Source organism: Streptomyces sp. DSM 42067, assembly GCF_055792885.1.
Genome location: NZ_CM147706.1, coordinates 6,404,376 through 6,424,670 on the forward strand (window position 1 = coordinate 6,404,376; position 20,295 = coordinate 6,424,670).

Sequence of the window (20,295 nt, forward strand, 5' to 3'; positions counted from 1 at the left end):
GGGGTGCTCCCAGGGCATGACAGGCGAGGTCGAGTCGATCCTCCCCATCTGTCATCGGAACCTGAGAGGTTCGCCACGAGCCCGGGGCCCGCGGCTTGCACCGTGGGTGGAGCCGCCGTTCGCCTGGGCAGTAACCCGACTGCCCGGCTGTGACGGCCCGCTTTTCAGATGTGCCTCGCCCGCGCGGTATCGGGGCCTGAGAGATTCAAGGGAGGGACTTGCTCCTTCGGCGCCCCAGGTCAGGACCTGTCAGGGCCTGGACGGCTGAGGGCTCTCCCGCGCGGATTCAAGCGGCCGGTATGCAGTTGGCGCGCCCATCATTGCACGCCACGCGCGGCACTGTCCCAAGGGCGCAACAGGATTGTTCCGGGAGCAACGAGCCGGTAATGAGCTTGTCTCGCATTACTGTCTCTTTACACTCGTCAAGGCAGAGTGACGTGACCTGACGGGGAGGACGATCACGGTGCACAGGACGAGCGCATACGCGACCACGACCGGGGTGGCGCTGCCGGAGCAGCCCGCCGCCACGGTCGCGAAGAACCGTGGCCGTCTCCCCGAGGCCGTCGTACGCGACCTCCGCGACCGGGCGGGCCGCGGTCCGCGCCGCCTCTCCTTCGCGCCGGGCGACATCGTCGTCGTCTCCGGGCTGCCGGGCAGCGGGAAGTCCACGCTGATGCGGCGGGCCGTGGCCGGAGCGCGCATCGACTCGCAGGACACCCGCGACCGCTGGGACGGCAGGGTGTCCCGCCGTCTCCCGTACGCGGTCTACCGCCCCTTCGTCCGCCTCGCGCACTACGCCGGGCTGCGCCGCGCGCTGCGCTCCGGCGCCAGCGTCGTCGTGCACGACTGCGGCACCCAGGCCTGGGTGCGCCGCTGGCTGAGCCGCGAGGCCCGGCGCCGCGGCGGCACCCTGCATCTGCTGGTGCTCGACGTCGCGCCCGACACGGCACTGGCCGGGCAGCGGGAGCGCGGCCGCGGGGTCTCCCGGTACGCGTTCGCGCGCCACCGCAGGGCGGTGACAGGCCTGATCGGCTCGGTGGAACGGGGCGAGCTGCCCCCGGGCTGCTCCTCGGCGGTACTGCTGGACCGGTCGGCGGCGGATCTGCTGCGAGCGGTCGATTTCGACCGCTGAGCGACAGCATGTGGCACCGTTGCGGGCACGCGTTCCGCCTGGGGCGGAACCGGTGGGCACAGCCCACGACGTACGGGGCGTCGCGTATGGCCTGTGCCCTGCACTCGGAGGGCACCGCCCAGCGCCCGGCGTTAGGGTGCGAACCGCAGCAACCAGAGGTTCCGAGCAGGTGGAAGGCACATGGACATCCCGGCGCAGGCGCACCCCCATCCCCACGGCGGGTGGCCCGGCAACGAGCTGGAGGAGGTGCTCGCCGCCTCCCTCGGCGTCCCCACGGCGGGCGCCCGCATAGTGGAGGTGCTCGGCCGCAGCCCCATATGGATCCCCCTGCCGGGCGGCGGCGGCCCCGACAGCCGCACCCTTGATCTGCCCACCCTGGAGATCGACGGACAGGCATACGTGCCCGTCTTCAGCTCCGAGCAGCAGTTCCGCCAGGTCGTGGGCGACCACATGAGTTACACCGTGGCACCCGCCGTCGACTTCGCGCGCGGACTGCCCCCCGGTCTCGGCATGGCCGTCAACCCGGACGGCACGGTCGGCATACCGCTGCCGCCCCCTGCCGTCGCCGAGCTGTGCCGGGCGGGACGCACGCCCCTCGACGGCCCCGCGAGCGGCGGCCGCGTACGCCTCTTCGAACCCGACTGGCAGAACGATCCGGTGGACTTCCTGTCCGCGGCGTCCGGTGAGTTCGCGGAGACCGGCATCGTGCTCACCGCGCGCCGCTGCCTCGCCAGCGTCGAGGGCGGCGACCCCGTGCTCTTCGTCGGCGTGGAACTCTCGGAGTGGGAGGGAAGCGCCCGTAACGTCCCGATGGACGCGCTGGGCCGCGCCCTCGGCCGCGTACCCGTCGCCTGGGCAGTGAACCTCGTCCTCATGGACGTGGCCCAGGACCCGGTGGCCGACTGGATGCGCGAAAAGGTGCGGCCCTTCTACCGCCGCGAACACTGAGGGCCCCCGGTGTCCGCTGTTTCCGGCACCCTGTTCGGTCGGACACAAGCGGTGAGGGCCGGCATCCGATGCGTCAAGCCGCTGTCAGAACCGCGGCCTAACCTGGTTTCATGTCGGGGCGGGGGCGGGTTTCCGGCCAGGGCCCGAGGGCCGGCCCCGGAAGATGCAGAATGACCCGGTCGGGCCGTGTCAGTCGGCGTATGTGCGTCTGTGCGCCATTCCGGCGATCCCATCGGGTCCGTAAGAGAGCGTCATGAAGGGGCGGTCAAGGGTGAGTGCGTCGGGCACGACTGCTGTCGGGCAGGTCGAGCACATGCTGCGGCAGGTGACGCCCGGGCGTTACGACGCGTACGAGGCGCTGCTGCGTGCGCTCGCCGATCCGGCGACCGGCCAGGTCTGGATGCTGCTCTGGCACGGTCAGTCCGGATCCCCGGACGCCCAGTACGGGAACATGGAGGTCGAGGGGTTCAACTACGCGCCCTGCGTCACCTCCGCGCAGGAGCTCTCGGCCAGCGGCTGGAGCCGCGCCACCGAGGTCGTGAGCGGCCTCGACGCGGCTCGCGCGCTCTACCCCGACCACTTTGGGCTCTGGCTGAACCCGCATGCGCCGGGCGGGGGCGTCGGCATCCCCTGGCTCGACCTGCGGCGCCTCGCCACCGGGCTCGACCGGCAGCCCGCCGGCCCTCTCCGGCTCACCGAACCGGCCATCGAGATCCCGCAGTTCTACGCCCTGCTCACCCAGAACGCCCACCGCACGCCCGCGGTGCGTTCGTTGCGCCGCGCGTGGGTGCAACCGGCCCTGGGCGCTCCCTATTTGGCGATCGGCCTGGATGTATACGACACCAGCCCGCCGGCGGTCGACTCGGTGCGGGCGATGATGCAGCAGTCCATCGGGGCCGTCCCGGACGGTCTGCCGGTCTCGACCGTCGCGATGTCAGACGACCACGACCCGGTCGCGATGTGGCTCCGCGCCAACTCCCGGCCGTTCTACGACCGCGAGGCCCACACGGGCCACGCCCCCGCGGCGCCGGCCACGGGATACGGCTATCCGCCACCGGGCGCCACCTACTGAACCGTTCCGCCTGGGCCGTCCCCGAGGCTTCGGACGCCTCCACCGTCCCTGTCCCGCATGCGAACCCGTCCCTCACGGGACCGTGGGCGCCGTACCCTGCCCGGCGCCGTCGCACCGCAGTTGTGCTCACGCTTCCCATTGCCGAACGGCGTGAGGTGCGGACGCCATCGCCCTCAGCGGCACAGATCCCCCAGCGGCATGCGCCACCGAGCCACCCGTCCGTACCCGGTACTCCCGCCGCACTCGTCGACGTCGACCGGCGTGAATCCCAGATACCGGACGCTGCCGGACCAACCGGACGCCGCCTCATCGGGGTCCCAAAGTCCCCTTGTGTACAGGAAGTTAACTGCGCGGTACCTCGATGCCCCGGTACCTTCCGTTTTGTTGAGTGTTCAGATCTCAGCTAGGTATCACCGCTATCCGGACTGTTCTCGGCCGCCTGCCGCCTCTGTAGTGTTCGCCCGGTCAAGATGCATCCACGGTGCATTCACACAGCGGACCCCGGAGTGGCCCCCTATGCGCATACTCAGATCCCGAGCCGCTCGGGCGATCACGGCCGCGTTGGCGGTCGGTCTGATCGCCACGGGCTGCGCCAGCGAGCGCGACGAGGGCGACTCGTCCGGCAGCAAGGACACGTTCGTGTTCGGCGCACCCGGCGACCCGAGTTCGCTCGATCCGGCTCTCGCGAGCGACGGCGAGACCTTCCGGGTCACCCGTCAGGCCTTCGAGGCGCTCCTCGAGCACGAGTCGGGCGGCAGCAAGCTCGTCGGCGGCCTCGCGGAGACCTGGGAGAGCAACGAGGCAGGCACCGTCTGGACCTTCAACCTCCGCAAGGGAGTGAAGTTCCACGACGGCGAGGAGCTCAACGCCGAGGCCGTGTGCGCCAACTACGACCACTGGTTCAACTGGACCGGCACCTACCAGTCCAGCGCCGTCTCCTACTACTGGCAGACCGTCATGGGCGGCTTCGCGAAGAACGAGGACAAGGAGACGCCGGAGGCGAACTACAAGTCCTGCACCGCGAAGGACGAGAGCACCGCCGTCATCGAGGTCAAGAAGCCCTCCGCGAACCTGCCGGGCGGCTTCTCCCTCCAGGCCCTCGCGATTCACTCGCCGAAGGCCATCGAGGAGTACGAGAAGCAGGAGGCGACCGCCAAGGGCGACGCCATCACGTACCCCAAGTACAGCCAGGAGAGCGGTGCGGTCGCCGGCACAGGACCGTACAAGATCACGAAGTGGAACAAGGGCAACAAGGAAGTCACCCTTGAGCGCTTCGACGACTACTGGGGCGACAAGGCCAAGATCAAGAACCTGGTCTTCCGCACCATCGACACCGAGGACGGCCGCCGCCAGGCGCTCCAGGCCGGTGACATCGACGGATACGACCTGGTCGCCCCCGCCGACGTCAAGACCCTGGAGGGCGAGGGCTTCCAGGTCCCGACCCGCGGCGTCTTCAACCTCTTCTACCTCGGCATGACCCAGGAGAAGAACCCGGCGCTGAAGAAGAAAGAAGTCCGCGAGGCCATCGCGCACGCCATCGACCGCGAGAACCTGGTCAAGACCCAGCTGCCCGAGGGTGGCAAGGTGGCGACGCAGTTCATGCCCGACACGGTCGCCGGCTACTCGGACAAGGTGAAGACGTACGACTTCGACACGGCGAAGGCCAAGGAGCTCCTCAAGGACGCCGGTGAGAGCGGCCTGGAGATCGAGTTCTGCTACCCGACCGAGGTCACCCGCCCGTACATGCCTGCCCCGCAGGACCTGTTCGAGCTGATGAAGTCCGACCTGGAGAAGGCCGGCATCAAGGTCACCCCGAAGCCCATGAAGTGGGCCCCGGACTACCTGGACGCCACCGAGGCCGGCTCCTGCGCCCTGCACATGCTGGGCTGGACCGGTGACTTCAACGACGGCTACAACTTCATCGGCACCTGGTTCGCCGAGTACGACAAGCAGTGGGGCTTCAAGAACCAGGAGCTCTTCGACGCGGTGAACGCCGGCTCGAAGCTAGGCGACGTGAACGAGCGCACCGAGGCCTACAAGAAGGCCAACGAGGTCATCATGGACTACCTGCCGGGCCTCCCGATCTCCTCGTCCCCGCCGGCCATCGCGTTCGCCAAGGACGTCAACCCGCCGAAGGTCTCTCCGCTGACGCAGGAGAACTTCGCGGAGACCTCCTTCAAGTAGCAGTCACAGGCACAGCACGCGGGGTCCGCCCGGCCGCTGCAGTTCGGCGGCCGGGCGGACCCCTCTCTGAAAGCAAACACGTAAGAAAGGGGCATGCGGGGTGCTGCGTCTCGTCGTACGAAGACTGCTCCAGCTCATACCCACCCTGCTCGGCCTGTCGGTTCTGCTGTTCCTCTGGCTCAACCGGCTGCCCGGCGGACCCGCCTCAGCGATCCTGGGGGAACGGGCGACCGAGGCTGAAGTGGCGCGCATCAACCGTGCGCTGGGGCTCGATCAGCCCCTGTACATCCAGTACTGGCGGTTCCTCAAGCGGATCTTCCAACTCGACCTAGGGACCTCGATCCAGACCGGACAGCCGGTGTGGGACGAGTTCACCCTGCGCTTCCCCGCCACCGTGGAGCTGTCCCTCGCGGCGATGATCATCGCGGTCGTGGTCGGTGTCCCGCTCGGCTACCTCGCCGCCCGCAAGCGCGGCGGCTGGCTCGATGTCACGGCGGTCTCCGGATCGCTGTTCGGGATCTGCGTCCCGGTCTTCTTCCTCGGCCTGATCCTCAAGGGCGTCTTCGCCGTCCAACTGGGCATCTTCCCCAGCTACGGCCGCCAGTCGACCGGCATCAACGCCACCGACGTGACCGGCTTCGCCACCCTGGACGGCATCCTCACCGGTGAGCTCGACGCCTCCTGGGACGCGATCATGCACCTCGTGCTGCCCGCCGTCACCCTGGCCTCCATTCCGCTCGCTGTCATCGTGCGCATGACGCGTGCGAGTGTCCTGGACGTGATGGACGAGGACTACGTCCGCACCGCCGAGTCCAAGGGACTCCAGCGGCGCGTCGTACGCGGACGGCACGTTCTGCGCAACGCCCTTCTCCCGGTGGTCACCGCGGTCGGCCTGCTCACCGGCTCGCTGCTGTCCGGTGCGGTCCTCACCGAATCGGTCTTCTCCTTCGGCGGCATCGGCTCCTTCATCCGGACCGCGATCGACGACCGTGACTACCCGGTGCTCGTCGGCTTCATCATGTTCATCGCGATGGTGTACGTCCTGATCAACCTGCTGGTGGACGTGGCGTACAGCCTCATCGATCCGAGAGTGCGGGTGCACTGACGTGAGCGCCACCAAGACCGAGAAGATCCAGCGTCTCGCGGAGCTCACCGCCCAGCACGAGACCACCACCGGTGCCAGTCTGTGGCGCGAGGCGTTCCGCCGGCTGAAGTCCAGCAAGATGGCGATCATCGGCGCCTGCATCATCGCCGCGTTCGTCGTCGTCGCCGTCATCGGCCCCTGGATCGCCCCGTACGAAGCGACCGCCCAGACCTGGCGCAACGAAGTCTTCCCCAACCAGGGCAAGTTTGTCGGACCGCGCGGCGACAACTGGTTCGGGCTCGACCACCTCGGCCGCGACATGTTCTCGCGGATGCTCGTCGGCGCCCGCCAGACCCTGCTCGTCGGCGTCGTGTCCACCCTCATCGGCCTTGTCGCGGGCTTCCTCATCGGCGGGATCTCCGGCGCGGCAGCCACACTCGGCGGTGACGCGGGCAAGCGGCTCGACTCCTTCATCATGCGCGTCACCGACATGATGCTGGCGCTGCCCTCGCTGCTGCTCGCCGTGTCCATCGCCGCGGTCATGGGCCAGTCCCTGACCACCGTGATGATCGCCGTGGGTGTCGTCCAGGTGCCGGTCTTCGCGCGGCTGCTGCGCGGCTCGATGCTCGCGCAGGGCGGCACGGACTACGTGCTGGCCGCCAGGGCCCTCGGCGTTCGGAAGCGGCGAATCGTCGTGACCCAGATCATCCCGAACTCGCTCAGCCCGGTGATCGTCCAGGCGACGCTTTCGCTGGCCACCGCGATCATCGAGGCGGCAGCCCTGTCGTACCTGGGCCTCGGCAATCCCGACCCGGCGATCCCGGAGTGGGGCGTCATGCTGTCCCAGGCGCAGCGCTTCTTCGACAACGCGCCGATGATGGCCGTCTACCCGGCGGTCGGCATCATCATCACCGCCCTCGGCTTCACCCTGCTCGGTGAGGCCATGCGGGAAGCCCTCGACCCGAAGCTGCGAGGCTGAATCACCATGTCACTTCTCACAGTCGACGAACTGACCGTCACCTTCGGCGGCGGACACGGCCGCAAGGAGTCCAGGGCGGTCGACGGCGTCTCCTTCCAGGTGGACCAGGGCCAGGTCGTGGGTCTGGTGGGCGAGTCCGGCTGCGGAAAGTCCGTCACCTCGCTCGCGCTGATGGGGCTGTTGCCGCGCAAGGGTGTCAAGGTCGGCGGGCGCGCGGACCTCGACGGCGCGAATCTGCTCACCATGAGCCGGAGTCAACTCCGCGACATGCGGGGCAGCCGGATGGCCATGATCTTCCAGGATCCGCTCTCCTCGCTGAACCCGGTCGTGCCGATCGGCGTACAGGTCACCGAGATCCTCCAGCGCCACCGCGGTCTCAAGGGCGAGGCGGCACGCAAGGAAGCTGCTCACCTCCTGGACCGGGTCGGCATCCCCGACCCGGGCCGCCGGCTCAAGGAGTACCCGCACCAGCTCTCCGGCGGTATGCGCCAGCGCGCACTGATCGCCATGGCGGTGGCTTGCGCCCCGAGCCTGCTCATCGCCGACGAACCGACCACCGCCCTCGATGTGACCATCCAGGCGCAGATCCTGGAACTGCTCAAGGAACTGGTGGACCAGGAGGGCACCGCCCTGCTGATGATCACCCATGACCTGGGTGTCGTCGCCGGACTGTGCGACCAGGTCAACGTGTTGTACGCGGGCAAGGTCGTGGAGTCCGCAGGGCGGCGGGAGCTGTTCGCCCACCCCACGCACCCGTACGCGCACGGCCTGCTGGGCTCCATCCCGCGCCTGGACGCCCCCCGCGGGGAGCCGCTCAACCCCATCCGCGGGTCCATCAACGACCGGATCAACTGGGCCGACGGCTGCGCCTTCGCGCCCCGCTGCGACCGCTACGAACTGGAGTGCCTGACCGGTGCGCCCCAGCTCACCGAACCGCGGGCGGCCGGTCACCGAGTGCGCTGTGTCAACCCCGTACTCGACGACGCCGCCGACGTCCGGACCGAGGAGGTCCCCGCATGAGCCTGCTTGAACTGGACGGCGTCAAGGTCCACTTCCCGGTCCGGACGGGCATCCTGTTCAACCGTACGGTCGGACATGTGCACGCGGTGGACGGTGTCTCGCTCAAGGTCGACGCCGGCCAGACCTACGGACTGGTCGGCGAGTCCGGCTGCGGAAAGACCACTCTCGGTCGAGCCGTGCTGCGGCTGGTCGACATCACCGAGGGCGAGGTCGTGCTGGACGGCACGGATCTGGCGAAGCTGCCCGCCGAGGAGATGCGCCGCTTCCGCCGCCGTCTCCAGATGGTCTTCCAGGACCCGCTGGGTTCCCTCAACCCCCGGCAGAACATCGAGTCGATCCTCTCCGAGGGCATGGTCGCCCATGGCATCGGTGCCACTCAGGAGGAGCGCCGCGAGAAGATCAAGGACATCCTGGCGAAGGTCGGGCTCCCCGCCAACGCCCTGTCCCGCTATCCGCACGAGTTCTCCGGCGGACAGCGCCAGCGGATCGGCATCGCCCGCGCCCTGGTCCTCGAACCCGACGTGATCATCTGCGACGAGCCGGTCTCGGCACTGGACGTGTCCATCCAGGCACAGGTGATCAATCTGCTGGAGGAGCTCCAGGAGGAGCTGGGGCTGACGTATGTGGTCATCGCCCATGACCTGGCCGTGGTCCGCCATATCTCCGACGTGATCGGCGTCATGTATCTGGGCGCGCTGGTGGAGGAGGCGCCGAGCGACGCGCTGTACGCGGAGCCGCGGCATCCGTACACCAAGGCCCTGATGTCGGCCGTGCCGGTGCCCGACCCGGAGGTCGAGGACCGACGCGAGCGCATCCTGCTCACCGGCGACCTGCCGTCGCCGGCCAACCCGCCGGCCGGCTGCCGCTTCCACACGCGCTGCCCGTGGGCCCAGGAGACCCGGTGCGCGACCGAACGGCCCGAGCTGACCGACATCGGCGGCGGCCACCGGGTGGCCTGCCACTTCGCCGCCGAAATCGCCGCCGGGACGCTGCAGCGCACCGGGGGCGAGGCGGTTCCCGCGGTCCGCGAGGCCGTGGCGGACCGGCTGCCGCTCGAGGCACCGGAGACGGCTGCCAAGGAGTAGGCCACACGTCCGCCCGGTGACCGGACGGGAGTGCGGCGACGCGGACGGGAGCGCGCGGACACGACGTGCTCCCGTCCGGCGAAACAGGCACTGACCTGCGAGGACGCGGCATACCCGGCGTACGGGTAAGAATGTCTGGTGCTCCAGGAACTGTTCACCCCTTCTGTCCAGCATTCGCTCGACCTCGCCGGGATCTTCGTCTTCGCCATCTCCGGCGCCCTCCTCGCCGTACGCAAGAACTTCGACGTCTTCGGTATCGCCGTACTCGCGGAGGTCACCGCGCTGGGCGGAGGGGTGCTGCGCGACCTGATCATCGGGGCGGTCCCGCCGGCCGCCTTCACCGATCTCGGGTACTTCCTCATGCCGCTGGTCGCGGCGGCGCTCGTCTTCTTCCTGCATCCCGAGGTGGAGCGGATCCAGACCGGGGTGAACGTCTTCGACGCCGCTGGCCTGGGGCTCTTCTGCGTCGCCGGCACCGCCAAGGCGTACGAGTACGGACTCGGGCTGACCGCCTCGGCCGCGCTCGGCGTCGCGACGGCTGTGGGCGGCGGTGTGCTGCGCGACATCATCGCCAACGAGGTGCCGTCGCTGGTGCGCTGGGACCGGGACCTGTACGCGGTGCCCGCGATGGTCGGCGCGACGATGGTCGCGCTGTGCATCAAGTTCGATGCGGTGTCCGCCGTCACCAGCGGAATCGCCGTGGTGACGGCGTTCGTCCTGCGGCTCCTCGCGATGCGATACCACTGGCGCGCACCCCGGGCCTGGAACCGGAGGTCCACGGCCGTGGAGCCCGACGAAGTGGTCGCGGAATTCAAAGCTACCGCTCAGTAATTTTCTGTTGTACGGTGCCGCCATGGCAGGAGCACAGGCAGCGCAGACCACCCAGGCCACCATCGGGGACAGTGAGTTCGACCGTGACACCGCGGTCACGCCGCGCGAGCCGGGCGTGTACGAGGCCGACCTCTCCGCAGGCTGGACGATCGCGGGCGCCGTGAACGGCGGCTATCTGCTCGCCGTCCTGGGCCGTGCCCTCGCGGACGCCTTGCCGCACACCGATCCGTTCACGATCTCGGCGCACTATCTGACCGCGTCCCGCCCGGGCCCGGCCGTCATCCGCACGGAGGCCGCACGCACCGGCCGCACCCTCTCGACCGGGCAGGCGTCGCTCCTGCAGTACGACGAGGAGGGCAACGAGGTCGAGCGCATCCGGGTGCTCGCCTCGTACGGCGACCTGGACGGACTCCCCGACGACGTGCGCACCACGGCCGAGCCGCCGCGGATGCCGCCCCTTGAGCAGTGTTTCGGGGCGGAGGACGCACCGGAGGGGGCGTCGCCGATGGGCAGCTTCCCGATCGCCGACCGGCTGCTGCTCAAGCTCGACCCGTCCACGCTCGGCTGGGCGCTGGGCCAGCCGTCCGGCAAGGGGGAGATGCGGGCGTGGTTCGGGCTCGCCGACGGGCGGGACGCCGACCCGCTCTCACTGCTGCTCGCCGTGGACGCCCTGCCGCCCACCGCGTTCGACATGGGCCTCCAGGGCTGGGTGCCGACGATCGAGCTCACCGTGCACGTACGGTGCCGCCCGGCGCCCGGACCGCTGCGGGTCGCGCTCAGGACGCGCAACCTGGCGGGCGGCTTCCTCGAGGAGGACGCCGAGGTCTGGGACAGCGCGGACCGGTTGGTCGCGCAGTCGCGGCAGCTGGCGCGGGCGAGGCTCAGCTAAGCGCTCCGCTGGAAGTCCGGTGCAACACCTGCGGGTCCGTCGTGGCTGGTCGCGCAGTTCCCCGCGCCCCTTACGGGGCGCGGTACCGCACCGGACTTCGCCAAGGCCGCTTAGCCGGCCCTGTTGGCGCAGCGCGTTGCCTTGCCGCTGTGCCCACTCACTCCGCAGGGGCGAACGGGTTGGCGCGACAGGTTCGCGCGGCCACGATTCAGAGCGCCCTGACGTACAACGTGGCCGGAAGCTACCGGTCGGCAAGCGGCCGCCGCCCGAGCCACGCGGCCAGCCGCCCGTAGGCGTCCGCTCCCTCCGGGGCGGGGAGCACCGCCTCGAAGGGAACACCCTCCCCGCGACGGTCGGCCGGCAGTGCCTGCCGGGCAAACGCGCGTGCGAACTCGGCCAGCTCCTGGTCCAGTCCGAGCGGCCTCCCCAGCCCCTCGGACAGGTCCCAGGCGTGCGTCACCAACTCCATGACGAAGCCGGAGAGCGCCGTCCGTCCGGGGGTCGGTCCCCATGGCATCTCCATCTGTGCGTCCAGTCGCGCGCTGTCCGCCCACGCGGCGATCGCGTGGGCCCGCGTCTCCTCGTACGCGACGCCCCAGCCGTCGTCGGGCACATCTTCGGCGAGGTCCGGAACGGCCAGTAGACCGCCGCCCTCGCCGACGACGCCGATACGGCGGGTGACACCGACGATGTGCGAGAGCAGGGTGCGTACGTCGTAGTCGGAACAGGGCGTCGGCGCCGCCAGCTGCTCGGAGCGGACCGTCCTGATCAGCGCAGCGAGCTGCTCGGTGGCGCGCTGGAACAGGGGGCGCGGGTCGGGCGTGGAGTCCATGTCGGGCCTCTTCCGTGTTGCTCGGTGGCGTCGCTCAATGGCTACCGCACCGTGCCCGTATTTCCCGACATTTGGCGTCAGCTTTCCGGTGCCCTTCGATGGGGTGCCGATCAGTCCAGCCAGTGGCGGCGGCCCAGGCTCACCAGGCGCATCTGGCGGCGCGCGAGGCTGGCCACGCGCTCCTCGGTGCCCGGTTCGGCCTCGAGGAACGCGGACGCGGTCATCACCATGTGGTCGACGTACAGGCGCGCCAGCATCACCATGTCGTCCTCGCTCCAGCCCTTCGACTCCGGGTGTTTGGCGAGTTCGACCGCCACTTCCTCGGCGAAACGGTCCAGTTGCTCCCCGATGGCGGCGCGGACCGGCTGTACGCCGCCATGTCTCTCGCGCGTGAGGAATCGGACGTGCGGGGCGTGCGTCCGCACATGTACGGCGATCAAGTCGACGATACGCGCGATGCGTTCGTCGCCGTCGCCGTTCGCCGCGAGCGTGGTGCCGATCATCTCGTGCAGGCTGCCGAGCGCCTCCTCGACCAGTGCCACTCCCAGGTCCGCGGTGCTGCGGAAGTGCCGGTAGAAGGCGGTCGGCGCGATACCGACGGCCCGGGTGACCTCGCGCAGGCCCAGGCTGCTCAGGCTCTGCCCCTCCAGCAGCTCCAACGCCGCGTCCAGCAGGGCCTGTCGGGTCTTCTGCTTCTGGGTCTGCCGGATACCGACCGGGATGTGACTCATGCCATGCAGTTAACAACTGTTCTCTGGAATTGGGAAGCAGGGACGAGCGTTAGACTCGATAGTCAGTGAACAGTTGTAGCAACAAGCGTTCACCGGAACTTCCACGAGAGGCATTCCATGCTGTTCCTCGTCGCAGCTCTGCTTCTGCTGGGCGTCGCGCTGGGCACCGTGGCCCACGCTCCTCTGCCCGTCACGCTGGCCGCCGCCGCTGTGATCGGCGTATGGCTGGCCGTCTTCGCCGTACGCGAGCGGCACTCCCTCAAGCTCTCGGCTTCTCCCCCAGCTAACGATGGGAGGCCTCCAGAGCAGGGGCGCCCCACGGCGGCGACACGACCACTGACCTCTGACCACTGATCCCTCAGGAACTGTCCGCAGCTCCCTCCAGGAGTGGAATCATGCAATTCACCGCCACCTCGTCTTTGGCGTCTTTGGCGCCTTTGGCATCTTCAGCACCTTCGGCATCGTCGGCGGGAGGGTCCGGGCGGCGGGGCCCGGAGCGGCGCCGCTCCGGGGTGGGGGACGCCGACGGCATGGCCGTCGCCTCGTTCATCCTCGGGCTGATCGGCCTGCTCGTCCTCAACCTCTTCCTCGGGCCGGTCGCGATCGTCCTCGCACTGGTGGCGCTCCGCCGCGGCACCACGCGCCGTGGCCGCGCCTTGCTGGGCCTGGGCCTCGGCCTGGCCGACCTGATCGTCCTGGCAGCCTTCGTCTCGGCGGACAACACGGTGTCCTGGTCCTTCTGATGACCGCTGTGGGTGGCCGTTCCGGCGCCCCGCGCGAAGCGGAAGCCCCGGCACCATAAGCGGGAACGCACCCCGGAAGGGGGGTGCCCCACGGCGCCGGACAGGCCCGCGCCCGGGCCTCGTAGAATCAAACACACCATGGCCTACCTCGACCACGCCGCGACCACTCCGATGCTTCCGGAGGCGATCGAGGCGATGACAGCCCAGCTCACCGTCACCGGCAACGCCTCTTCACTGCACGCCGCCGGCCGCCGAGCCCGGCGCACCGTCGAGGAGGCCCGCGAAACCCTCGCCGAGGCACTGGGCGCACGCCCCAGCGAGGTCGTCTTCACGTCGGGCGGCACCGAGGCGGACAACCTCGCCGTGAAGGGCCTGTTCTGGGCCCGGCGCGGCGCCGACCCCGCCCGTACCCGCGTCCTCGCCAGCCCCGTCGAGCACCACGCCGTCCTCGACGCCGTGCACTGGCTCGGTGAGCACGAGGGCGCGACGGTGGAGTACCTGCCCGTGGACACGTACGGCCGGGTGCACCCCGAGGTGCTGCGCGAGGCGATCGAACGCAACCCCGACGACGTCGCGCTCGTGACCGTCATGTGGGCCAACAACGAGATCGGCACCATCATGCCGGTCGGTCAACTCACCGCCGTCGCCGCCGAGTTCGGTGTGCCGGTGCACGCCGACGCCGTCCAGGCCTTCGGGCAGGTGCCCGTCGACTTCGGCGCCTCCGGGCTCGCGGCGATGACCGTGTCCGGGCACAAGATCGGCGGTCCGTACGGCATCGGCGCGCTGCTGCTCGGCCGCGAGTTCAGCCCCGTGCCCGTGCTGCACGGCGGCGGGCAGGAGCGCCACGTCCGCTCGGGCACCCTGGACGTGCCCGCCGTCGCCGCGTTCGCCGTCGCCGGACGGCTCGCCGCCGAGCAGCGCGAGTGGTTCGCCCGCGAGATCGGCGGGCTGCGCGACGAACTGATCGACGCGGTGCGCAAGGCCGTTCCGGACGCGATCCTCGGCGGTGACCCCGTCGACCGGCTGCCCGCCAACGCGCACTTCACGTTCCCCGGATGCGAGGGCGACTCGCTGCTTCTCCTGCTCGACGCGCAGGGCATCGAGTGCTCCACGGGATCCGCCTGCACAGCGGGCGTGGCCCAGCCGAGCCACGTCCTGCTCGCCACCGGCACCGACCCCGACCTGGCCCGCGGCACCCTCCGCTTCTCCCTCGGCCATACGTCGTCCAAGGCGGACGTCGACGCGGTGGCCCAGGCGATCGGCCCGGCGGTGAAGCGCGCACGCACGGCAGGCCTGACGTAGGCGCCTCTGGGGAAACGGTCAGGCACGCGTCGTACGAGGCTGGCTCGCCGTACGGGGGCGTCAGGTGCTCGCCGTGCGGGGCAGCAGGCGCTCGTCGTGCGGGGCGCCAGGCGCTCGTCGTGCGGGCAGGCCCCGCCGTGCGGAGGCCAGGTACGCGTTGGCGGGCCGGGGCAGGCCGTCGGCCGAGCGGGCCTCAGGCGCTCGCCGTACGCGCCTCCCGCACCAGGCGTATGTAACGGTCCCAGTCCCAGTGCGGCCCCGGATCCGTGTGGTCCGTGCCCGGTACCTCGACGTGCCCGATGATGTGCTCCCGGTCGACGGGTATCTCGTACCGCGCGCATATCCCGGCCGTCAGCCGCGCCGACGCGCGGTACATCGCATCCGTGAACGACGACTCCTGGTCGACGAAGCCCTCGTGCTCGATGCCGACGCTCCGCTCGTTGTACGCCCGGTTGCCCGCGTGGAACGCCACGTCCAGCTCGCGGATCATCTGGGCTATGTGCCCGTCCTTGCGCACCACGTAGTGCGAGGCGGCCCCGTGGCCCGGGTCCCGGAAGACCTTCAGCGCCGTCGCGTAACTGCCCTGTGCGACATGGATGATCACGCGGTCGATCTCGTAGTCGTCGGGACGGTCCGCCCGCCGCCGGTTCGCCGAGGACGCCGCACCCACTGCGCGCCCCGGAAGTCGACCTCGCCCTCCCTGCGGTCCTTCTCCACGCCCGGGATACGCCACCACACGCGCCCCAGCTCGTCGCGCGCGAGCCCGGCCGCACTCACGGCGGCCGCCGCACCGCCGATGAGCAGCGCGCGGCGCCCGAGGTGCCGGTCCGTGTCCTTCGCCGCCCGGTGGTTTCCCGGGCTCTTCTGATCCCCCATGTGATCGTCAACGGATACGCGCGGCCTCCGGTTCCCGCCGCCCCGTACCCTGGAAGCGTTATGACTGAGACCCCGCAGCGCCCCCTCCGCGTCCTCGCCGCCATGTCCGGCGGCGTGGACTCCGCCGTCGCCGCCGCCCGAGCCGCCGAGGCCGGGCACGACGTGACCGGAGTGCATCTCGCCCTGTCGGCGAACCCGCAGTCGTTCCGCACGGGCGCGCGGGGCTGTTGCACCATCGAGGACTCGCGCGACGCCCGCCGCGCCGCCGACGTCATCGGCATCCCCTTCTACGTCTGGGACCTCGCCGAGCGGTTCCGCGAGGACGTCGTCGAGGACTTCGTCGCCGAGTACGAGGCCGGACGCACCCCGAACCCGTGCCTGCGCTGCAACGAGAAGATCAAGTTCGCGGCGCTGCTCGACAAGGCGCTCGCACTGGGCTTCGACGCCGTCTGCACCGGTCACTACGCCAAGGTGATCCTGAACGAGGACGGCACCCGCGAGCTGCACCGCGCCTCCGACATGGCCAAGGACCAGTCGTACGTCCTCGGAGTCCTGGACGACAAGCAGCTTGCGCACGCGATGTTCCCGCTGGGCGACACGGTCACCACCAAGGACGAGATCCGCGCGGAGGCCGAGCGCCGCGGGCTCGCCGTCGCCCGCAAGCCCGACAGCCACGACATCTGCTTCATCGCCGACGGCGACACGCAGGGCTTCCTCGCGCAGCGGCTGGGCAAGGCCGAGGGCGACATCGTCGACGAGTCCGGCGCCAGGCTGGGCACACACGACGGGGCGTACGGCTTCACGATCGGCCAGCGCAAGGGCCTGCGCATCGGCACCCCGGCGCCCGACGGCAAGCCGCGCTACGTGCTGGACATCTCGCCGGTGAACAACACGGTGACGGTCGGCCCGGCAGCCTCCCTCGACGTCTCGGGCCTCACCGCGCTCAAGCCCCGCTGGTGCGGCGTCGCCCCGGTGGGCCCTGGCACGTACACAGCGCAGCTGCGCGCCCACGGCGGCGAGACGCCCGTGACCGCCGAGCTCGTGGGCGACGAGCTCCAGGTCACCTTCGACGAGCCGGTACGCGGCGTCGCCCCCGGCCAGGCGATCGTGCTGTACGACGGCACGCGCGTGGTGGGCTCGGCGACGATCGCGACGACCACGCGCGCGACGGCCGTCGCCTGACGCCTCCGGTCCGGAGGCCGGGTCCTCGGGTGCGCGTGTCCGGGGGCGCGTGTCTTTCCGCGTGCCCTCCGGAGGCCGAGTCAGCGCTGCCTGGTGGACAGATAGCTGCCTGGTGGACAGATACGTGTCAGCGCTGCCTGGCGGACAGATAGTGGTGCAGTACGCCGCCCAGTTCGGTGCACCACGTCTGCAGCGCGGACATGCGGCGCGCCTTCACCCGGCACTCGAACACCCGGCCGTCGTGGAGTACCGCCGCCACGCACAAGTAGGCGCCGTAGGACTGGAACTGGACCGTCTGCAGATGCGGCCACGGGAAGTCGGCCGCGTAGACGCCCTGTGAGAAGTGCACGCCCTCGGGGCCGACGGCCACGCCGTTGTCGGCGTCGGCGGCCAGGAACTCGGGGCCGTCCGGCGGTGCCACGGGCGCCGACGGGTAGGGCGGCGGGACCGGTGTCGGCGGGACCGGTGCCTGTGGGGGAGGAGAGACGGGGACTGCGGACTGGAACGGGGCAGGCGGGGCCGCGGGCTGGGGCGCTGAAGCGGGCGCCGCGGGCTCGAACGGCGGGGGCGGCGGGCCGAAGCCTCCCGGAGCGCTCTGACCACCGCCGTGCCTCTGTTCCGTACCCGTCATGCCCGTCCCCTCCAAGATCTCCGTGGCGTCACCCCGGTTCTACAGGGTTCTACCCCACCACCTCGACCTCGTAGAAACAGAGGTGGTCCTTGATCTCGGCCACGTCCGGCTTCGGGTCCGGGTACGCCCACACCAGGTCCGGTGCGCCCGGCACCGACCAGTAGGACGCAGTGCCCTTGAACGGGCAGTACGTGTGGGTCTCCGAGGGCGTCAGCAGGTGCGTGCGGACGTCCTCCGGAGGCAGGTAGTAGCGCACCGGACAGCCGGTTTCGCGCAGCACGACGGGGCGCCGGCTCTCCGCGAGGACCTTCCCCTCGTGCACCACGCGCACGTGCTCCGTGCCCTGCTCGACAGTGATGGTGTGTCCTTCGGTCATGTAGGGCACAGCGCGTGACGGGCCGGAGTTCTTCCCCCGTACGGTAGGCGCATGAATATCTGTGTCTTCCTTTCCGCAGCCGACCTCGACGACCGCTACACGCGCCCCGCGCGGGAGTTCGCCGAACTGCTGGGAAAGGGAGGGCACACCCTGGTGTGGGGCGGTTCCGACGTGGGGCTCATGAAGGTCGTCGCGGACGGTGTGCAGGAGGCGGGCGGGCGGCTCGTCGGCATCTCCGTCGACTTCCTGTCGTCCAAGACGCGGGCGGGTGCCGACGAGATGGTGATCGCGAAGGACCTCTCCGAGAGGAAAGCGCTGCTTCTGGAGAGGGCCGACGCGATCGTGATCATGGTGGGTGGCACCGGGACGCTGGACGAGGCCACCGAGATCCTGGAGCTCAAGAAGCACGGCCTGCACACCAAGCCCGTGGTACTGCTCAACGCGGCGGGCTTCTACGACGGGCTCAAGGAGCAGTTCCAGCGGATGGAGGACGAGGGCTTCCTGCCGCTGCCCCTCAACGAGCTGGTGTTCTTCGCGGAGGAGCCGGTGGGGGCGCTGGCCTACCTCGAAGAGTCGCTCGGCACCCAGTGACACGCGGTGAATCGGCGGGCATGCAGTGATGCGAGCATGTGAGACATGGCTACACATGTGATCACCGGGGCCGGCTCCGGCATCGGCGCGGCCGTCGCCCGGCGCCTCCACGCGCGCGGGGACGACCTGGTGCTGCTCGCGCGGGACGCCGGCCGCGCCAAGGAGCTGGCCGCCGAATACCCCGGCGCCCGGACCCTCGTGGGCGACCTCGCAGACCCGGACAGGCTGTCGTGGGCGTTCTCGCACCAGACCCTGCCCGACCGGATCGACTCGCTGCTGCACATCGCGGGCGTCGTCGACCTCGGCCCCGTCGGCGAGCTCACCCCGAAGACATGGCGCAGCCAGCTGAACGTCAACCTGATCGCCCCCGCCGAACTGACCCGGCACTTCCTGCCACAACTCCGCGTCGCCCAGGGACACGTGGTGTTCGTGAACTCGGGCGCGGGCCTGAACGCCCATGCCGACTGGTCCGCGTACGCCGCATCCAAGCACGGTCTGAAGGCCCTGGCCGACTCGCTGCGTCACGAGGAGCACGCGAACGGCGTCCGCGTCACCTCCGTCTACCCGGGCCGCACGGCCAGCCCCATGCAGGCCAAGGTCCACCAGCAGGAGGGAAAGGAGTACGACCCGGCCCACTGGATCACCCCTGAGTCCGTCGCCACGACGATCCTGATGGCCATCGACCTCCCGCGCGACGCCGAGGTCAACGACCTGACGGTGCGGCCGGGCCGCTGACCGGCCCGAGGCTATTTCGTACGCTTCCCCGGTGAGCGAAAACAGCAAGTTCAGCCCCGGTCCAGCGACCGGCATCGGATCCATGCCGGGCAGCGACACGCGTGAGGCCGCCAAAACCGTCGTCGGGATCTTCGGCGGCGGTGAGGGCATGCCGTATCTGCCCGAGCTGCCCGCGCGGGGGCCTGGCGCGGACATGATCGGGCGGACCGCCGGGATGCTCGTCGAGCTGTACGCGCGCGTGGAGCCCAGCGGCTGGCGGATCGGGGACCGGCCCGGACGGGACACCCGGCGCGCCAGGTCCTGGCTGCGGGAGGACCTCGACGCGGTCGAGGAGTTCACGCAGGGCTACGAAGGGCCGCTGAAGGTGCAGGCCGTCGGGCCGTGGACGCTCGCGGCCGCGCTGGAGCTGAAGAACGGCGAGGCGGCGCTGTCCGACCTCGGGGCCTGCCGGGACCTGGCCGAGTCGCTGGCCGAGGGGCTGCGGGTGCACCTCGCCGACGTACGGCGGAGGGTGCCCGGTGCACAGCTCGTGCTGCAGCTCGACGAGCCCTCGCTGATCGCCGTCCTGCGCGGCCAGGTGAAGACCGCCAGCGGCTACCGCACCCACCGGGCCGTCGACCGGCAACTCGTGGAGAGCACGCTGCGGGACATCATCGGCGTGCACGGCGACGGTCCGGTCGTCGTGCACTCGTGCGCGCCCGACGTGCCGTTCGCGCTGCTCCGCCGGGCCGGCGCGGCCGGGATCTCCCTCGACTTCTCGCTGCTCACCGAGCGTGACGACGACGCGATCGGGGAAGCCGTGGAGGGTGGCACCAGGCTCCTCGCCGGCGTCGTGCCGGGCACGGACGGCGCATTGTCAGACCCTGCCGGTAGCGTCATGGGTGTCAGGACGCTGTGGCGCAGGCTGGGGCTGAATCCGGGGCTGCTGGGGGAGGCGGTCGCGATCACTCCGGCGTGCGGACTCGCGGGGGCATCCTCGGAGTACGCGCGCAAGGCCCTCGGCCACTGCGTCAGGGCGGCGAGATCCCTCGCGGACAACCCTGAGTGACGGCGCGTACGAGCAAGTGAGGGC

Annotated in this window: 21 protein-coding genes, 1 pseudogene and 1 riboswitch; of the genes and pseudogenes, 17 read left to right on the plus strand and 5 right to left on the minus strand. The window is 70.2% G+C overall.

The window, feature by feature from the left end; translation table 11 throughout:
• Nucleotides 1-174: 174 nt before the first annotated feature.
• Nucleotides 175-289, minus strand: a riboswitch (glycine riboswitch).
• Nucleotides 290-457: 168 nt separating this feature from the next.
• The 10 genes from ACSMXV_RS29095 (at nt 458) to ACSMXV_RS29140 (ending at nt 11,224) form a co-directional block, all read left to right on the plus strand.
• On the plus strand, nt 458-1,132 hold the full coding sequence (locus tag ACSMXV_RS29095) for an AAA family ATPase (protein ID WP_473179098.1): 675 nt from the start codon (nt 458-460) through the stop codon (nt 1,130-1,132).
• A gap of 180 nt (nt 1,133-1,312) precedes the next feature.
• Nucleotides 1,313-2,080: an enhanced serine sensitivity protein SseB gene (locus ACSMXV_RS29100; protein WP_181864500.1), complete on the plus strand. Its 768-nt coding sequence runs from the start codon at nt 1,313-1,315 to the stop codon at nt 2,078-2,080.
• A gap of 271 nt (nt 2,081-2,351) precedes the next feature.
• On the plus strand, nt 2,352-3,152 hold the full coding sequence (locus ACSMXV_RS29105; RefSeq protein ID WP_473174151.1) for an enhanced serine sensitivity protein SseB C-terminal domain-containing protein: 801 nt from the start codon (nt 2,352-2,354) through the stop codon (nt 3,150-3,152).
• A gap of 516 nt (nt 3,153-3,668) precedes the next feature.
• On the plus strand, nt 3,669-5,336 hold the full coding sequence (locus tag ACSMXV_RS29110) for an ABC transporter substrate-binding protein (RefSeq protein ID WP_473174152.1): 1,668 nt from the start codon (nt 3,669-3,671) through the stop codon (nt 5,334-5,336).
• 100 nt (nt 5,337-5,436) lie between these two features.
• On the plus strand, nt 5,437-6,441 hold the full coding sequence (locus ACSMXV_RS29115) for an ABC transporter permease (RefSeq protein WP_473174153.1): 1,005 nt from the start codon (nt 5,437-5,439) through the stop codon (nt 6,439-6,441).
• A 1-nt stretch (nt 6,442) separates the two neighbouring features.
• Nucleotides 6,443-7,399 carry an ABC transporter permease gene (locus ACSMXV_RS29120; RefSeq protein ID WP_473174154.1) on the plus strand — a complete coding sequence of 319 codons (957 nt, stop codon included), beginning with the start codon at nt 6,443-6,445 and terminating at the stop codon, nt 7,397-7,399.
• Between the two features lie 6 nt (nt 7,400-7,405).
• Entirely contained in the window at nt 7,406-8,419 is a 1,014-nt protein-coding gene (locus tag ACSMXV_RS29125; protein WP_473174155.1) for an ABC transporter ATP-binding protein, read from the plus strand.
• Complete coding sequence (locus ACSMXV_RS29130; RefSeq protein WP_473174156.1) at nt 8,416-9,504, plus strand: ABC transporter ATP-binding protein; 1,089 nt, start codon at nt 8,416-8,418, stop codon at nt 9,502-9,504. Before ACSMXV_RS29125 ends, ACSMXV_RS29130 begins: the two co-directional genes overlap by 4 nt.
• Nucleotides 9,505-9,642: 138 nt before the next feature.
• Nucleotides 9,643-10,335 carry a trimeric intracellular cation channel family protein gene (locus ACSMXV_RS29135; protein ID WP_473174157.1) on the plus strand — a complete coding sequence of 231 codons (693 nt, stop codon included), beginning with the start codon at nt 9,643-9,645 and terminating at the stop codon, nt 10,333-10,335.
• 22 nt (nt 10,336-10,357) lie between these two features.
• Entirely contained in the window at nt 10,358-11,224 is an 867-nt protein-coding gene (locus tag ACSMXV_RS29140) for a thioesterase family protein (RefSeq protein WP_473174158.1), read from the plus strand.
• Nucleotides 11,225-11,465: 241 nt separating this feature from the next.
• Here ACSMXV_RS29140 and ACSMXV_RS29145 read toward each other — a convergent pair whose 3' ends face one another.
• Entirely contained in the window at nt 11,466-12,056 is a 591-nt protein-coding gene (locus tag ACSMXV_RS29145) for a TIGR03086 family metal-binding protein (RefSeq protein WP_473174159.1), read from the minus strand.
• A gap of 110 nt (nt 12,057-12,166) precedes the next feature.
• Nucleotides 12,167-12,787: a TetR family transcriptional regulator gene (locus ACSMXV_RS29150; protein WP_473174160.1), complete on the minus strand. Its 621-nt coding sequence runs from the start codon at nt 12,785-12,787 to the stop codon at nt 12,167-12,169.
• A gap of 117 nt (nt 12,788-12,904) precedes the next feature.
• On the opposite strand from ACSMXV_RS29150, the gene ACSMXV_RS29155 reads away from it, so the two are divergent.
• From ACSMXV_RS29155 to ACSMXV_RS29165, 3 genes are all read left to right on the plus strand, one after another.
• Nucleotides 12,905-13,141, plus strand: a complete 237-nt coding sequence (locus ACSMXV_RS29155) for a hypothetical protein (RefSeq protein WP_473179242.1) — start codon at nt 12,905-12,907, stop codon at nt 13,139-13,141.
• A 41-nt stretch (nt 13,142-13,182) separates the two neighbouring features.
• The gene (locus ACSMXV_RS29160) at nt 13,183-13,530 is read left to right on the plus strand and encodes a DUF4190 domain-containing protein (RefSeq protein ID WP_473174161.1); all 348 of its coding nucleotides are present in this window, start codon (nt 13,183-13,185) and stop codon (nt 13,528-13,530) included.
• Nucleotides 13,531-13,668: 138 nt separating this feature from the next.
• Nucleotides 13,669-14,832 carry a cysteine desulfurase family protein gene (locus ACSMXV_RS29165; RefSeq protein ID WP_473174162.1) on the plus strand — a complete coding sequence of 388 codons (1,164 nt, stop codon included), beginning with the start codon at nt 13,669-13,671 and terminating at the stop codon, nt 14,830-14,832.
• 193 nt (nt 14,833-15,025) lie between these two features.
• Here ACSMXV_RS29165 and ACSMXV_RS29170 read toward each other — a convergent pair.
• Nucleotides 15,026-15,708 (minus strand): annotated as a pseudogene (locus ACSMXV_RS29170) (N-acetylmuramoyl-L-alanine amidase).
• A gap of 60 nt (nt 15,709-15,768) precedes the next feature.
• Between ACSMXV_RS29170 and mnmA the strand changes: the two are divergent.
• Nucleotides 15,769-16,890, plus strand: a complete 1,122-nt coding sequence (gene mnmA / locus ACSMXV_RS29175; protein WP_473174163.1) for a tRNA 2-thiouridine(34) synthase MnmA — start codon at nt 15,769-15,771, stop codon at nt 16,888-16,890.
• A 127-nt stretch (nt 16,891-17,017) separates the two neighbouring features.
• Here mnmA and ACSMXV_RS29180 read toward each other — a convergent pair whose 3' ends face one another.
• The gene (locus tag ACSMXV_RS29180; protein WP_473174164.1) at nt 17,018-17,311 is read right to left on the minus strand and encodes a hypothetical protein; all 294 of its coding nucleotides are present in this window, start codon (nt 17,309-17,311) and stop codon (nt 17,018-17,020) included.
• Between the two features lie 259 nt (nt 17,312-17,570).
• Nucleotides 17,571-17,897: a DUF427 domain-containing protein gene (locus ACSMXV_RS29185; protein ID WP_473174165.1), complete on the minus strand. Its 327-nt coding sequence runs from the start codon at nt 17,895-17,897 to the stop codon at nt 17,571-17,573.
• 51 nt (nt 17,898-17,948) lie between these two features.
• Here ACSMXV_RS29185 and ACSMXV_RS29190 point away from each other — a divergent pair, with 51 nt between their 5' ends.
• From ACSMXV_RS29190 to ACSMXV_RS29200, 3 genes are read left to right on the plus strand one after another with little or no spacing between them, the layout of a single operon-like run.
• Nucleotides 17,949-18,488 (plus strand): LOG family protein, encoded by a 540-nt coding sequence (locus ACSMXV_RS29190; protein ID WP_473174166.1) that lies wholly within the window; start codon nt 17,949-17,951, stop codon nt 18,486-18,488.
• Between the two features lie 45 nt (nt 18,489-18,533).
• Nucleotides 18,534-19,223, plus strand: coding sequence for an SDR family oxidoreductase (locus tag ACSMXV_RS29195; RefSeq protein ID WP_473174167.1), 690 nt, complete (start codon nt 18,534-18,536; stop codon nt 19,221-19,223).
• 31 nt (nt 19,224-19,254) lie between these two features.
• Nucleotides 19,255-20,271, plus strand: a complete 1,017-nt coding sequence (locus tag ACSMXV_RS29200; RefSeq protein ID WP_473174168.1) for a methionine synthase — start codon at nt 19,255-19,257, stop codon at nt 20,269-20,271.
• The last annotated feature ends 24 nt before the right edge of the window (nt 20,272-20,295 follow it).

Excerpts from the sequence above, each read along its gene's own strand:
- ACSMXV_RS29160 (WP_473174161.1), top strand. The coding sequence starts at position 13,183 with ATGCAATTCACCGCCACCTCGTCTTTGGCGTCTTTGGCGCCTTTGGCA.
- ACSMXV_RS29145 (WP_473174159.1), bottom strand. The coding sequence starts at position 12,056 with ATGGACTCCACGCCCGACCCGCGCCCCCTGTTCCAGCGCGCCACCGAG.
- ACSMXV_RS29125 (WP_473174155.1), top strand. The coding sequence starts at position 7,406 with ATGTCACTTCTCACAGTCGACGAACTGACCGTCACCTTCGGCGGCGGA.
- ACSMXV_RS29110 (WP_473174152.1), top strand. The coding sequence starts at position 3,669 with ATGCGCATACTCAGATCCCGAGCCGCTCGGGCGATCACGGCCGCGTTG.
- ACSMXV_RS29155 (WP_473179242.1), top strand. The coding sequence starts at position 12,905 with ATGCTGTTCCTCGTCGCAGCTCTGCTTCTGCTGGGCGTCGCGCTGGGC.
- ACSMXV_RS29190 (WP_473174166.1), top strand. The coding sequence starts at position 17,949 with ATGAATATCTGTGTCTTCCTTTCCGCAGCCGACCTCGACGACCGCTAC.
- ACSMXV_RS29100 (WP_181864500.1), top strand. The coding sequence starts at position 1,313 with ATGGACATCCCGGCGCAGGCGCACCCCCATCCCCACGGCGGGTGGCCC.
- mnmA (WP_473174163.1), top strand. The coding sequence starts at position 15,769 with ATGACTGAGACCCCGCAGCGCCCCCTCCGCGTCCTCGCCGCCATGTCC.
- ACSMXV_RS29165 (WP_473174162.1), top strand. The coding sequence starts at position 13,669 with ATGGCCTACCTCGACCACGCCGCGACCACTCCGATGCTTCCGGAGGCG.
- ACSMXV_RS29185 (WP_473174165.1), bottom strand. The coding sequence starts at position 17,897 with ATGACCGAAGGACACACCATCACTGTCGAGCAGGGCACGGAGCACGTG.
- ACSMXV_RS29195 (WP_473174167.1), top strand. The coding sequence starts at position 18,534 with ATGGCTACACATGTGATCACCGGGGCCGGCTCCGGCATCGGCGCGGCC.
- ACSMXV_RS29130 (WP_473174156.1), top strand. The coding sequence starts at position 8,416 with ATGAGCCTGCTTGAACTGGACGGCGTCAAGGTCCACTTCCCGGTCCGG.
- ACSMXV_RS29150 (WP_473174160.1), bottom strand. The coding sequence starts at position 12,787 with ATGAGTCACATCCCGGTCGGTATCCGGCAGACCCAGAAGCAGAAGACC.
- ACSMXV_RS29140 (WP_473174158.1), top strand. The coding sequence starts at position 10,358 with ATGGCAGGAGCACAGGCAGCGCAGACCACCCAGGCCACCATCGGGGAC.